The sequence below is a fragment of the Paenibacillus sp. HB172176 genome (genome assembly GCF_011947265.1).
GTDB lineage: Bacteria > Bacillota > Bacilli > Paenibacillales > Paenibacillaceae > Pristimantibacillus.
The window spans coordinates 35,713-49,124 of sequence record NZ_JAATHD010000037.1 but is presented as its reverse complement, the minus strand read 5'-3'; the positions used below and the strand labels follow the sequence as shown (position 1 = coordinate 49,124).

11 protein-coding genes are annotated in these 13,412 nt (G+C 50.7%); 7 read left to right on the top strand and 4 right to left on the bottom strand.

The window, feature by feature from the left end; genetic code table 11:
• The first annotated feature begins 230 nt into the window (after positions 1–230).
• The 7 genes from HFP08_RS27390 (at position 231) to HFP08_RS27360 (ending at position 6,085) form a co-directional block, all read left to right on the top strand.
• Positions 231–920: a response regulator transcription factor gene (locus HFP08_RS27390; RefSeq protein ID WP_168123818.1), complete on the top strand. Its 690-nt coding sequence runs from the start codon at positions 231–233 to the stop codon at positions 918–920.
• Positions 917–2,371 carry a sensor histidine kinase gene (locus tag HFP08_RS27385; RefSeq protein ID WP_168123817.1) on the top strand — a complete coding sequence of 485 codons (1,455 nt, stop codon included), beginning with the start codon at positions 917–919 and terminating at the stop codon, positions 2,369–2,371. The genes HFP08_RS27390 and HFP08_RS27385 overlap by 4 nt, the downstream gene beginning before the upstream one ends.
• Positions 2,372–2,502: 131 nt before the next feature.
• Positions 2,503–3,615, top strand: coding sequence for a TolB family protein (locus HFP08_RS27380; RefSeq protein WP_168123816.1), 1,113 nt, complete (start codon positions 2,503–2,505; stop codon positions 3,613–3,615).
• Positions 3,616–3,696: 81 nt separating this feature from the next.
• Positions 3,697–4,368, top strand: a complete 672-nt coding sequence (locus tag HFP08_RS27375; protein ID WP_168123815.1) for a response regulator transcription factor — start codon at positions 3,697–3,699, stop codon at positions 4,366–4,368.
• Entirely contained in the window at positions 4,365–5,372 is a 1,008-nt protein-coding gene (locus HFP08_RS27370) for a sensor histidine kinase (RefSeq protein ID WP_168123814.1), read from the top strand. The genes HFP08_RS27375 and HFP08_RS27370 overlap by 4 nt, the downstream gene beginning before the upstream one ends.
• Before the next feature lie 87 nt (positions 5,373–5,459).
• A complete protein-coding gene (locus tag HFP08_RS27365) occupies positions 5,460–5,693 on the top strand; it encodes a hypothetical protein (RefSeq protein ID WP_168123813.1) in 234 nt (77 codons plus the stop codon).
• Positions 5,693–6,085 carry a PIN domain-containing protein gene (locus HFP08_RS27360; RefSeq protein WP_168123821.1) on the top strand — a complete coding sequence of 131 codons (393 nt, stop codon included), beginning with the start codon at positions 5,693–5,695 and terminating at the stop codon, positions 6,083–6,085. Before HFP08_RS27365 ends, HFP08_RS27360 begins: the two co-directional genes overlap by 1 nt.
• 123 nt (positions 6,086–6,208) lie before the next feature.
• Here the strand turns inward: HFP08_RS27360 and HFP08_RS27355 are convergent, their stop codons facing one another.
• The 4 genes from HFP08_RS27355 to HFP08_RS27340 form a co-directional block, all read right to left on the bottom strand.
• Positions 6,209–8,176, bottom strand: coding sequence for an ABC transporter permease (locus HFP08_RS27355; RefSeq protein WP_168123812.1), 1,968 nt, complete (start codon positions 8,174–8,176; stop codon positions 6,209–6,211).
• Positions 8,173–8,919: an ABC transporter ATP-binding protein gene (locus HFP08_RS27350; protein WP_168123811.1), complete on the bottom strand. Its 747-nt coding sequence runs from the start codon at positions 8,917–8,919 to the stop codon at positions 8,173–8,175. Before HFP08_RS27350 ends, HFP08_RS27355 begins: the two co-directional genes overlap by 4 nt.
• A gap of 135 nt (positions 8,920–9,054) precedes the next feature.
• On the bottom strand, positions 9,055–12,138 hold the full coding sequence (locus tag HFP08_RS27345) for a sensor histidine kinase (protein WP_168123810.1): 3,084 nt from the start codon (positions 12,136–12,138) through the stop codon (positions 9,055–9,057).
• Positions 12,139–12,146: 8 nt separating this feature from the next.
• Positions 12,147–13,289 carry a response regulator gene (locus HFP08_RS27340; protein ID WP_168123809.1) on the bottom strand — a complete coding sequence of 381 codons (1,143 nt, stop codon included), beginning with the start codon at positions 13,287–13,289 and terminating at the stop codon, positions 12,147–12,149.
• Positions 13,290–13,412: the final 123 nt, after the last annotated feature.

Below are 13,412 nucleotides of genomic sequence, written 5' to 3'. Positions count from 1 at the left end.
ATGTGAATGACGGAATAGACTAAATTTCAAAACTTGTTTTCCATAATTCGGAGATCCTAGTAGAGTCCGCAACGAAGGCATCACGGATTCAGGAAAAAGATAAATTTACAATATTTGTATATTGTCCTCATTAAAATTTCGATTAGTAACCCGCTGTTTGCTCCGTTCTGAACTTCGACTGTGGTAAGATGATTGAAAATAACGAGCTTTAGAAACAGAAAGGAGCCGCCATGAGCGATCACATTATGGTCATTGAAGATGAACAGAAGATTGCCGATGCCATCGCATACGCGCTCCGAAGGGAAGGCTATACCGTCGAGGTTTGCCTTAATGGCGAAACAGCCTTGAAGAGACTGTCCGCATTCCGGCCGAACGCGATTATTCTGGACGTCATGCTTCCCGGCATGGACGGCTACGAGCTGCTCAAGCATATGCAGAACAAAGGAAGCCTCGGCATCATTATGCTCACAGCCAAAGAAGATATCGTCAACAAGGTGCTGGGCCTTGAGCTCGGAGCCGACGATTATATAACGAAGCCCTTCGATATGCGGGAGCTGCTGGCCAGGTTGAAATCTCTGCTCAGGCGCATTCAGGCCGCAGGCGAGAAGCCGGATACGGATGAAATTACACTCGACGGAGTCACGCTGCACAAGAGTAAAAGAACCGTTCATGCCGACGACCGCTCGCTCGATCTTACTCCCAAGGAGTTCGACCTGCTGGAGCTGCTTCTCGCAAGCCCGGGCCAGGTATATTCAAGAGAGCAGCTGCTCGATTCCGTATGGGGCATGTCCTATTTCGGAGGGACGCGCACGGTAGATATTCATGTCCAGAGACTGCGGAAGAAGCTCGGCGAGCCCGGCAGCGAGATCATTCAGACGGTACATGGCATCGGCTACAAAGCCAGAAGAGGCACTCTATGATTTCCAGCATCAAAATAAAATTCAGTCTCTTCCTCGCCATTCTGCTGCTGCTCGTCGTGGCTGCGCTCAGCATTCTGGTACTGGAGGGCATCCGCCAAAATCAACAAACAGACGCAGAGCGCTATCTGGCTCAGCAAGCGGATACGGCCAATTTCTTCATGTTCCAGTCGATCCTGAGCGAATCCAACAAATCGCCGCAGAGCTTCCTCTCTGCCAAGGGGAAGACTTTTGCCGATAAGGTCGAACAATTAACCGGTCAGTCTGTTGTGCTGTACAATGCGAATGGAGAAATGCTTAATCCAGGCATCCCGGTCGCCAATAAAGATAGTATCGCGCGAACATTATCGTATGCGCTGCAGAACAAAATCGCCTATTTGGAGAAGAACGACGCCTTGTACTACCTGTCGCCCTTACGGGCAGGAAACGAGCAGGTCGGCGTGATACAGTTCAACTACTCCCTGTCGGAGGACCATGCCTTCTATCAGCAAATCAAGGAGCTCTTTATCACGATTGGCGCGCTTGTGTTTGTCCTGAGCTTTATCGCCGCTTACTTCTATTTCAACGCTTTCGCAAGCCGTATCATTAAGCTGAACAAGACCGTCGCGGCCATCAAGGCGGGAAGCTTTGGAGTCTCCTCCTTCCGGCGAAGAGATGAAATCGGACAATTAAGCAGAGGCATTGCGGCCATGAGCGCACAGATTCAGACAACCTTGCAGGAGAAGGACGCGGAGCGGGAAAAGCTGGCACTGGCCGTACAGAAATTATCCAAGCTGGATCTTCAGCAGAAGCAATTCATCGGCAATGTGACCCACGAGTTCAAAACCCCTCTGACTTCGATTAAGGCATATCTGGACCTGCTTGATATGTATCCCGACGACGAACAGCTTCTCGAAACAGCCAAGTCGAGCATTGCCATGGAAGCCCAGCGCCTGTATGAAATGGTCGAAAAGGTGCTGCAGTTGTCGGCTACGGAGAAGTACGAGTTTGAATTCAGCAAAGAAAAGGTGGATGTTCCTCGAACAATCAAGGACGTGCTGCAGAGCTTGAAGGGAAAGCTGGAGAAGTTCGGCCTATCCTTGGAAACGAATCTGGCCGAAAGCCATGCGATAGCGGATAAGGACAGCATGGTCATCGTGCTCGTCAACCTGCTGGATAACGCCATCAAATACAATATACCGCAGGGGCATATCGCCGTAAGCAGCTATATCAAGGAAGGCAGCGTCCTGATTGATATTGCCGATTCCGGCATCGGCATACCAGAGGAGTCGGCTAACAGGATATTCGACCCGTTCTACACGGTGGATAAGAACAGATCCAGGCAAAGCGGCGGCGCAGGACTCGGGCTCTCTCTTGCCAAAACCTACGCGGAGATGCAAGGCGGCTCCCTTGAGCTGATTCGCTCGAGCGCCAGCGGCACCCTGTTCCGGGTGTCATTCCCGGCAACGACTTAGCGGAGAGACCCGAACATGGTGAGGATGCGATATTTCGTGCAACGACAGCAACATTGTTTACAACTTGGAAACATTCGGTTGCATTTCTGGAACAATGGATTGCTACAGTAGGGTTCAAGGAGGCGAAAGCTATGAACACGAAAATAGTCAAATGGGTATCCCTTGCTTCACTGCTTCTTCTGGGCCTGACGGCTTGCACCGATGGAGGCAATGCAAACAGGACGGTGATTAAAGAGTCGAACGGCGAATCCATCACCATCATTGAGGATAACGAGGAGGCGACAGGCGATCCCGATGTGTCTATCGAAGAAATAAAGCCTTTCCCTGGCCTCGATGTGAGTGATTGGCTGGATGAAGATACCGTCATTGTGTCGAAGGAGAACAAGTCTCTGGATAAAATGACTCTGGCCGAGCTATCAGATGAGTATCCAAAAAGCTTGTACTCGTACAGCCTGGAAACGGAAGAATTCAAGCTAATGAAGGAACAGAAGAATACATTCTTGGGAGATGCTCGGCTATCGCCGGACAAGAAATATCTTCTCTATTCCTCTTATTCGCTTGGCGATCCTCTCTACTATGTTATGAACCTCGACACGAAGGAAACTTTTGCTCTGCAAGGTGAACCTATCGGCGGGGCCATGAGCGCTAAGTGGGTGGATTCCCAGACGATCATCGGCGCGGCTTATAGCGGTGGAGCATATATCGCAACAGTAGATGGGAAGATTGCCGTTCTGGATGGACTAACGGAGGGTGCTTTGTATATTGTGCGGAAGGTTGGCAGCAACGTCTATTACAACACAAACTCAGATCCTTCCTTAATGCGGCTGGATCTAGATACCAAGCAAACGGAGAGCATGAATCTGGAGCAAGTGTATGAATTATTGCCTTCCCCTGAAGGGAATCAATTGCTGATTGCACATTACAACGGCACAGAATCATCCCTGATCTTAAGTGAAATGGATGGCAGCAATCAGCAAGTGATTGCTGAAGCCTCAGAGCTGAGCGGACTGTCCTGGTCGCCGGATCAACGAATGATTGCCTATCATATGAAGTCCGATGGCGCTGCGGCGGGAGGCCTCTATGTATTTGATCTGCTGACAAGCGAATCCATGCAAATTGCAACAGGTGTCGAGAATGCAACTACCTTCTGGAGTCCATCTGGCAATGCGCTTCTCTATAAAGAGTGGGACGGCGAGCAACTAAACAGCAGCATTGTCACTTTCAACGATTCCTCCGCCTCCTGATTTCGTCTCTGCCAGCATTTCCCTGTCTCTCGTGCTGCGTTATACTAAAAGAAGCATAACGCAAAGTAAGGGGAATGCTTCATGTTTCGAATTATGATCATCGAAGACGACGAGAAAATTAGACGCATTGTATCCAATACGCTAAGCAAGTGGAAGTACGAGGTTGTGGAGACGAAAGAGTTCGATCACATTCTGGAGCAATTTCACGCCGATCAGCCGCAGCTTGTGATTATGGATGTAAATCTGCCCGTATTCGACGGCTTCTATTGGTGTCAGCAAATTCGCGCCGTCTCCAAGGTGCCGATTCTCTTCCTCTCGTCGCGGAATCAGAATATGGATGTCATTATGGCGATTAATATGGGCGCGGATGATTATGTGCAGAAGCCGTTCGATCTCGATGTGCTGACCGCCAAGGTAAGCGCGCTCTTGCGCCGCAATTACACGTATCAGGATGAGAGTCTGCAGCTTGCCCATGGCGAGCTGCGGCTTCATCTCGCCAACTCATCGATTCAGGTTGGCGAGCAATCGGCGGAGCTTTCGCGCAATGAATTTATTATTTTGCAGACGATGCTGAGAAAGCAAGGGAAGATTGTCTCTCGGGATGAGCTGATGCAGATGCTGTGGAATGACGAGCAGTTCGTCGACGACAATACGCTGACGGTGAACGTGAATCGGCTGCGCCGCAAGATCGCGCAGCTTGGTCTTGAGGAATTCATCTCCACGCGCAAAGGAATGGGGTATATGATCGAATGAGGCTTTGGCGATTCTTCCGGTATGAGCGGCCCTATCTGGTCGTCTGCGCAGCCGTGTTCCTGCTCACGGTGCTCATATTCGCAACAGATCCGGAGGCCCGCTTCCGCTGGCAAAATTTCTTCTATGCTCTAGCGCTCGTCGTTCTGCTGCTTGCAGGCTTCTTCCTCTACCGGTATGCCAGTCAGTCGAATGCGATTCGCGGGATGAAGGACGGTCACGCCCCGCCGCAATCTCTGGAAGCGGAAGCTTGCAGAGATGCGCTCGAGGAGCAGGAGATCTCGCATATTCGCGCTTTGAACACCGTTCAAGCGAAGCAGAAGGAGCATTATGACTTCATCATGTCCTGGTTTCACGAGATCAAGACGCCGATAGCCGTTCTTCGCTTGATGCAGCAAACAGAGATAGACGCTAAGAGCCTCGAGGAGGAATTATCGCGAATTGAGTATTTCGTCGATCAGGCGTTGTATTATGCCAAGCTGGACGATTTCAATCAGGATTACGAGATTACCCGCTGTGAGTTGGAGCAAACGGTCAAGCAGACGGTCAAGCTGCATGCCAAGACCTTTATTTCCAAGAAAATCAAGCTTCATCTGCAGTTGCAGCCCATGAACATTCAAAGCGATTCGAAGTGGCTGCTGTTCATTGTGAACCAAATTATCACGAACGCGTTGAAATATACGCCGGCACAAGGCGATGGCGAGATCATCATCAAGACGGCGGAGACAGCGGCTGATAAGCAGCTTATTATCGAGGACAATGGAATCGGCATCGAGCCGAAGGATTTGCCGAGAATTTTCAACCGGGGCTTCACCGGCTCCAATGGCCGCATTCATACGAAATCGACAGGCATGGGTCTCTATCTTGCCCAAGAGCTGTCGAGAAAGCTGGGGCATTATATCACTTGCGAGTCGGCGCCTGGCGGTCCGACTGTATTCACGATTCATTTTCCAAGGAACCATGACCTGCATTTGAGCGTTCTGCAGCGCGGCTCCGATGTTCGGTAATGGAATGAATCTGCCGGTGTTAGAGCTAAGTATTTGTATGATATACTATTGTCAAAAGTATCTTTTCGGAAAGGGGCTGCAATTATTATGTCCTTACCTAAAAAAATGGATAGCAAAACCGCCAATGAGCTTCGTTCTCTTTTATTTAAAATAAATATTACTCAGAGTAGAGTCAGAATTGATTTAGACAACGATACGATTGAAGTAGAGGACGACTACTCTATTGATGACATTTTAGATTCTGCCGGCGTATTAAGTCCTGAGCAAGCTGATGAATTAACTCAGGAAATAAAAAAAATGCGCGAGGATGAGTGGAATTGATGGAAGGTTTTTTGATTGATACGAATATAGCTATCGCACTCTTGGCAGGCGAGGAGGCTTCCTTGAATTTTGCCAGACAGGCCAAAGAGGATCGTATGATTATGTATTTTTCTGTTATTACAGAGTGTGAGGTATTTAGCGGGTTAAAATCCGATTATCGCTTGAAAGGTATTAAGTTGTTTAATTCACGCAGATGTATAGATGTTAATTCCAATATCGCAAGACTTGCAGGTGATTTAAGAAGAGAGCAAAGAAATCATGGCAGAAAGCTCAAAACCCCCGACGCGATAATTATTGCTACTGCTGTCGAATATCAGTTAGGTTTAGTATCCAGGGATACTGATATGAACTTTGTCAAAAGTGAGTTAGATATCCCGTTAATTCATATTTAAAGCCAAAGAAAGAGTCCTCGGTACTCTTTTTTATTTGATAAAATCAGCGGCAGCCAAGGACTATATTGCTTTGTCCTTGGCTGCCGCTGCTATTTTTACGCGAAGCTCGAACTCTCACCGCTTCTACGCCCTTTCCTGCACAATGCGATAATACACATTCGTCGACGAGAGATAGAGCACCAGATAAATCAAGGTGTATACGCCCATAATGCCCCATACCGCGCTCGTCAGACCGGAGAAATCCTGTACGGAATCGAGAATATAGTATTTGATGATGAACCAGCTGAACAGAACGCCAAGCACCAGAGGCGGAGCGAAGACGAACAGGAGCTTCTTGCGAATGACCGACTTGATCTCGCCGTTCTCCACCCCGATTTTGCGCAAAATATCATACTGCCGACGCTCCTCCGTCGCTTCGCGAAGCTGCTTGAAATAAATCACGCTCGCGAGCGCGAATATCGCAATCAGCGCCAGAAATCCGCTAACAAATAAAAGCAGCGACGAGCCTTCGATTTGCTTGGAATAGACATCTGCGAAGGATGAATAATACAGATCTCCTTCCCCCTTCACAATCTCATGCGCCTGCGCCGACAAATCCTCCGCCGACTTGGCATCCTTGAGTCCGTAAATTTCAAAGCTTCGCGTTGACGCCTGCGGGCGAAGCTTCGCATAGGCTTCGTCGGAGATGACGAGCACGGCCGTCTTCTTCACCATAGACTTCACCGGGTCGGATTCCCAGCCGATATAGGCGTAGTCCTTCTTCTCGATCAGCTTGAACGACGCTTCCCCTTGATTGAGCCGAACCGTGAACGGTCGTTCTTCGCCAGGAGCGAACATCTTCGGGAAATCCGAGCCTTGCGCCAGCGTCACCGCCTGATCGCCCGCCAGCGATATGGACTGCTTGTTCTCTCTGCGCCCAATGAGATCATTATAGGTCTGCTCGGAGACAAGAAGCATCTTCTCCTCATAGTATTCGGGATTATCCACCGCCTCTGACATTGGAGTGACGGGATCAACAACCAAGGTTTCCTGCGTCAAATGATAGCGCGCTTCATGCCCAGAGCTCCGGATCAGCTCGTCAATTCGATTGTTGGCGTCGACGCTCAACGTTTGAAAGGCCAAGTCGTTCGGAAGATTTCTCCCCACCGCCTCGAATTGCACCTTGTAGTTCACCGCAACGAAGCACAGCAGCAGCATAATCAAGGTGCTGAAGAGCGAGATGAAGGTCAGGTTAAGCGTGTTGCCCCGCACCTGGAACCGCAGCGAAGACGCCCACAGCACTCGGTTGCCCTCCTGGCTCCGCTTGCTCCGGCTCATGACGCCCAGAAGCCAGCCCGTGAATTGGCGGAAGAACAAATAAGTGCCTCCAATGATGCCGACCGTAACGACGACAAGACTGATCATGGCGTAATCCTGCCAGAATACGGACGACTTGCCGCTTCCGATCAAGAAGAAGGCCAGCCCGATGAGCAGCAAAGACAGAATCGCCAGCGAAGCAGAGCCGCGGAACGCCGTCTCCGATTTCTGCTTCGCATGAAACAATTCCGTTAGCTGCAGCCGATTGACGGAGAAATAGCTCTGAACGCTTATGATGATGGACAGCAGGACGAATAACGCTGCCGTGGATACAATCGCTTCAATGGGGAACGAGAGCGAAATGACTTGATCATATTGCATCAGGTTCATGAGCACCATGCCGAACAGCTTGGAAAGCAATCCGCCGAGCAGGAAGCCGGCAATGAGCGCGACACCGCTGATCATCAGCGACTCATACAGCACCATAAGCGTAATCTGCCTCTCGTTCAGGCCATAGAGCAGATACATGCCGAATTCTTGCTTCCTCTGCCTCATGAAGAAAGAGTTCGCATACAGAATAAAGAAGATAATGAAGAGAAATACGACCCCCGATGCAATCGCCACTCCCGTCTGGAAGTTGTTCCGATTGCGCAGCGCATCCATCACATCGCCGTTATACATCAGCGCCGTGAAGGTGAACTGAATAACGACGCCGATCATCATGGACATCAGATAGATGGAATACAGGCGGAAGTTGCGCTTCACATTGCGGTAGGTCAGCTCGAGCAAGGTCATCGCAGATTGCCCCCTAGCAAGCTTTGGGTTTCGAGAATGCGGTCGTAGAACATCTTCTGGGACTGGTCCCCCGCGTACAGCTCGCTCACAATGCCTCCGTCGCGCAGGAAGATCACTCGTTTGCAGAAGCTTGCCGCATAGCCGTCATGCGTCACCATCAAGATGGCGGTCCCAAGCGATTCGTTCAGTTGCGCCAGCTGTTCCAGCAGCTGTGTGGCGGATCTGGAGTCGAGCGCCCCGGTGGGCTCGTCCGCGAATACGATCGCCGGATTCATGATGATGGCGCGCGCCGACGCCGTGCGCTGCTTCTGCCCGCCGGATATTTCGCCCGGATACTTGTGCAGAAGCTCTTCAATATGAAGCGCCTGAATGATTGGCTTCAGCCGCTTCTCCATCTCCTCGGTCTTCACCTTGCGCAGCGACAACGGCAGCAAAATATTTTCCTTCACGGTCAGCGTGTCGAGCAAATTGTAATCCTGGAAGATGAAGCCCATTCGCTGCTGCCTGAACTGCCTAAGCTCCTTCTTCTTCAGCTCGAGAAGCGGCTTCCCCTCCAGCCACACCTCTCCGCCCGAGAAACGGTCGATCGTGGACAATACATTCATAAGCGTCGATTTCCCCGAACCCGACGGCCCCATAATCGCCGTGAATTCTCCCGCTTCAATTATGAGATCAATACTTTTCAGCACGGATACAGCGCCGTAGTTCTTATATAGATTTCTGGTTTGCATAATGGCTTGCATGGTCAATCCCTCCCTCTCTGTATCCTTACTATAATCAGAATCGGGAAATCCAACCATCGACGCTTCATGCAGCAACGTGACATTTTTGTCACTTTGCTTAAGTAAAGACTCCTCTCAAGCGAGATGCGCAGCCGCTCAGCGCGTCTCCAGCGGGATGCGCATAATCATTACCGTTCCTTTGCCCAGTTCGCTGCTTATATGCAGATCGGTGCCGTAACGCTGCTTCAGCCGTTTGCGTATATTCCGAATGCCGACATGCTTCGAGCGCGCATTCAGCGAGAGTACTTCATCAAGCTTGTCCTTCGACATCCCGACGCCGTCATCCTCCACACGCACGATGAACATACCCTCGGCTTGCTTCGCATGAATTCGAATCACGCCGCCATCCGCCTTCTTCGTAATGCCATGGCGAACCGCATTCTCGACAATCGGTTGAATGAGCAGAGGCGGCAGGAGCACGAATTCCGCTCCCTCCTCGATCTCCCACTCCACGCGAATGCGATCCTTGAACCTGGCTTTTTCGATCTCGAGATAGGCCTGCACCAGCTCCCATTCGGTACGGAACGGCACGAGCTGATCCGTATTGGCGAATCCGAAGCTTCCTCTCAAAAATTCGATAAGATGGTTCAGCACCTCCCTCGCTCTCTCCACATCCTTATAGCTCAGCATAATAATCGTATTGAATACGTTGAATAAAAAATGCGGTTTAATCTGAGCCTGCAGGAAAGCAACCTCCATATTCGTACGCTCGATGGAGGATTGCTTCATCTGCAGCAAGCTGCGCACGCGGAATAGCAGCTCCGTCATTTGAAACGGTTTGTGCAGGAAATCATTCGCCCCGGAATGGAAGGCGGCTTGCATCTCCTCGTCCTGAATGGCTGCCGTTAGCAGCATGACCGGCAGCTCGACCGACTCGTATTCCTTGCGTATTTCCACGCAGACCTCATAGCCCGACATGCCGGGCATCATAATGTCCAGCAGCGCCAGATCGATATTCTTGTGCTGAGCAAGCTGAGCCAGCGCTTCCTCGCCGCTCTGCACCGCGATGACATTATAGCCCTCTTCTCCCAAGCGATTCGCCAATACTCTAAGATTGAGCTCAATATCGTCCACAATCAGAATCGTATAACGGCCTCCGTTAAGATGCAGAAGCGGCTCCTTCGAGCCTCGCGCAGCGGAAGCCTCCATCCGAAACGCTTCAGCAGAACGTCTCGCCCCTCCCTTCTCATGACTCGCCGCTATCGGAAAGGTGACGGTGAAGGAGCTTCCCGTTCCAGGCTCCGTCGTCACTCCAATGCTTCCTCCATGAAGCTCCGTTAATTGCTTGGCTATGCTGAGACCGATTCCAGCTCCGTCACGATAATCGCGATGGCCGCTTTCGGATGCGGCGGCAGCCTGCACGAAAGGCTCGAATATCGTCTGCAGTTGGTCTTGGGGAATGCCAATGCCCGTGTCCGTAATGGTTATATGCACTTCATTGCCTTGCTGTAATGCCGTGCATGAAATAATGCCCTTTTCGGTAAATTTGAGCGCATTGCCGATCAGATTGTACAAGATTTGCTGGAGCCTGAACTCATCCGCCAATATCGGCGGCAGCTCATGACCTACAGCATTAACGAGCTTAATCTCTTTCCCCTCGATCATGAACTGGAATACATCGAGCACGACCTGAACGGAGGAGCGAACATCAAGCGGCGTTGGATTCAGCTTGAGCTGGCCTTGCTTTAATTGGGATAAATCCAGAATATCATGCACAAGCCGCGACAACCTTTGCGCCGTCTGATGCACGAGCTGCAAGCCTTCCTTCCTTCTCGAGGAAATCACCGCTTCCTCCCCCTGAATCAAGCTGTCCGTTATAGCCATTATGCCATATAGAGGCGTCTTGAACTCATGCGTGGTTCGAGCCAGAAACTCGTCCTTCATGCGGTCCGTTCGCGCCAGCTCCTGCGACAATTCATGCGCTTCTTTATACGCGTTGGAGAACCGCCTCGACAGCATCAGGAGCTGCATGAACACAAAGAGGAGCGGGAATACAATCGGAATCGAGCTCACTTCCACCAGGCCGAAAATATTCAAATTGTATGACATGCCGTGCATGAAGAAGGCGAATATCGAAGGCACAATGAAACCCGCTTCATCCATCCGATTCAGACTGGCAATAATGAACAAATACATGATGTAGCTCCATACCAAAGTGCTGTACAGAACATGAGCGGATTCAAGCGAGGTATTCATAATCTGCGGCAGCACAATCGGCATGAGCGTGAAGAGCGCTCCCAAGGACATAAGACCGACTACCATTCTCTTGGAGCAAACCTCGCGATAGGTATGATAGACATACATCAGCAGGAACATCGACAGCAGGCTTCCGGACATGAACTGCACTCTCTGAAAAACCTCATATGACATCATGGGAATAGCATCAAGCATCACTTTCTCTCCATGACTGGCTATGTACGCCGCGCTCATGACGCTGTGCACCCCGAGGAAGAGCGGCGACCATCGCTGCTTGTCATGCTGCGCGTACATCCCCGCGCACAGCAATGCGCTGATGAGATAGATCATCGTTACGATCCAGTCATTGCGCAATGCCCTCTCCCGGTAGTGGGCGATCGCTTCATCCGAGCCGATATAGATCGGTTGGAAGATGCCCCCGCCCGTTCCATAGCTGAAGTTGGCGACCTGTATGACGATTTCTACAAGGGTAGAGCTCGGAGTGATATAAGCCGTGTACGGCGTATTGCCCGGCGCATAAGCAGCAGCATCCGTTGATGGATTGCCGCTGTGACCAATTAAATTCCCGTTAACATAGAGGGTATGAGACATGCGGATATTAGTCATCTTGAAGCCCAGTGTCTGTCCGCTTTCGCGAAGCCGCACCTTAAGACGGTAGGTGCCGAAGCCCAGCTTCTCCATGCGCTGTCCTTCAACGGGCTCATACTTGCTCCATGAAGACGTTGGCACCTGGGCGTATTGCGCCGCTTCTTCCCCGGAGTTGAAATCAGACGGGCTCAATAACTGATTCGGATAAAACTCCCATTCTCCGTTCAGGGGGATCACATGAGTCGAGTCCATCTCGAGCCCGGTCAAATCAATCCTCCCTTGCACAGCCGTTTTTTCCGTTTCCGGGCTTAGCTTGGGCAGCACGATCATCAGGCCGAGATAAACGATGACGGCGGCTGCAGCGCTTAATAGGATGACCACGACCTTTTTGTTCATCACAAGCCTCATTTCAGCGTATTCTGCACGTATTGGATGAACTCTCCGCTTGGCCGTATGCCATATTCGGAATCCAGACGTAGCATTAATTTTTGATAAACGCTCATGGCCTGAGCCCGCTTGCCCTGCTCCGCATACAGCTGAATTAATTCCCACGCATCCTGCTCCGAATCGGGGGCCAGCGCAATGATTTTCACCAGAGTGGTCATCATGCGATTTGTTTCTCCCTCTGCCTGATAATAGGCTTTCACCAAGCGCAGCAGCTGTACCGTCAATTGTCTAAGCTCTTCTCTTCTGCCCAGGAAAGCAAGCTGATCCATATTGCAGAAATAATCGCCTTGGTATAGCTCTATTAAGCTCTCGAAATCATCGACATTATGGACAGAAATACGAGTATGGGCAGATACGGCCGGGGCTTGCAGCAGCTCCAGATAATCGCAGCGCATGCCGCTAATATTCAATAGATAACCGTCTTCGAGCTTTTGCAGCGCTCCGGGAAAACCGAAAGCTTTAAATATTTTTCTGACATAATAGATGGTGGTGTACAAATAGATCCTCGCCTTCTCGCTATCCTCCATGTTGAAGAACAGCTCCAGCAACGTATCCGTCGTGACAAGCCGGTTATGCTCATGAAGCAGATAGGCGCATATTTCCTTGGACTTGACCGTGCGCCATTTCACCCGCTCCTCTCCCTCGCGATAAATCGCGAATTCCCCAAGACACTGAATCCTCACCTCGCGCTCCTTCTTCAAGGAAGAAGCTTGCTCGAGCAGATGAACGGCTCCTTCAACGCGTGCGATGGTTATCGCGATCCTGCCTCGGTTAACCGGCTTCAGAATATAATCCAGGGCATGCAGCTCGAAGGCTTGAACAGCGTATTCGCTATACGCGGTCACGAATACAACCTGGATATCTCCGCTAATCTCATAGACTCTCTCCGCGACTGTCAAGCCGTAGATTTCAGGCATCTCGATATCAATGAACACCGCATGGGGAAGCTGCCCCTGTGCCTTGCGCTTCTGGAGATCCTCCAGGAAAACCGTCGGATTCAAGTATTCGCCTGTAATCGCAACTCTTCCCGTGTCCGTCAGCATCATATTCAACAGCTCTATCGCATTCTCTTCATCATCCAATAACATCACGTTCAGCATATCGGACCTCCGCGAGTGAATTTCATCTTGACTATAGTGTAGCACAGGGGCTGCCCAATCTATCGTTAGAACGAAAGAAACAAGAAGGCTCCCCGCTTCGCGGAGAGCCTACCTCGATTGGCT

Excerpts from the sequence above, each read along its gene's own strand:
- HFP08_RS27390 (WP_168123818.1), top strand. The coding sequence starts at position 231 with ATGAGCGATCACATTATGGTCATTGAAGATGAACAGAAGATTGCCGAT.
- HFP08_RS27385 (WP_168123817.1), top strand. The coding sequence starts at position 917 with ATGATTTCCAGCATCAAAATAAAATTCAGTCTCTTCCTCGCCATTCTG.
- HFP08_RS27380 (WP_168123816.1), top strand. The coding sequence starts at position 2,503 with ATGAACACGAAAATAGTCAAATGGGTATCCCTTGCTTCACTGCTTCTT.
- HFP08_RS27375 (WP_168123815.1), top strand. The coding sequence starts at position 3,697 with ATGTTTCGAATTATGATCATCGAAGACGACGAGAAAATTAGACGCATT.
- HFP08_RS27370 (WP_168123814.1), top strand. The coding sequence starts at position 4,365 with ATGAGGCTTTGGCGATTCTTCCGGTATGAGCGGCCCTATCTGGTCGTC.
- HFP08_RS27365 (WP_168123813.1), top strand. The coding sequence starts at position 5,460 with ATGTCCTTACCTAAAAAAATGGATAGCAAAACCGCCAATGAGCTTCGT.
- HFP08_RS27360 (WP_168123821.1), top strand. The coding sequence starts at position 5,693 with ATGGAAGGTTTTTTGATTGATACGAATATAGCTATCGCACTCTTGGCA.
- HFP08_RS27355 (WP_168123812.1), bottom strand. The coding sequence starts at position 8,176 with ATGACCTTGCTCGAGCTGACCTACCGCAATGTGAAGCGCAACTTCCGC.
- HFP08_RS27350 (WP_168123811.1), bottom strand. The coding sequence starts at position 8,919 with ATGCAAGCCATTATGCAAACCAGAAATCTATATAAGAACTACGGCGCT.
- HFP08_RS27345 (WP_168123810.1), bottom strand. The coding sequence starts at position 12,138 with ATGAACAAAAAGGTCGTGGTCATCCTATTAAGCGCTGCAGCCGCCGTC.
- HFP08_RS27340 (WP_168123809.1), bottom strand. The coding sequence starts at position 13,289 with ATGCTGAACGTGATGTTATTGGATGATGAAGAGAATGCGATAGAGCTG.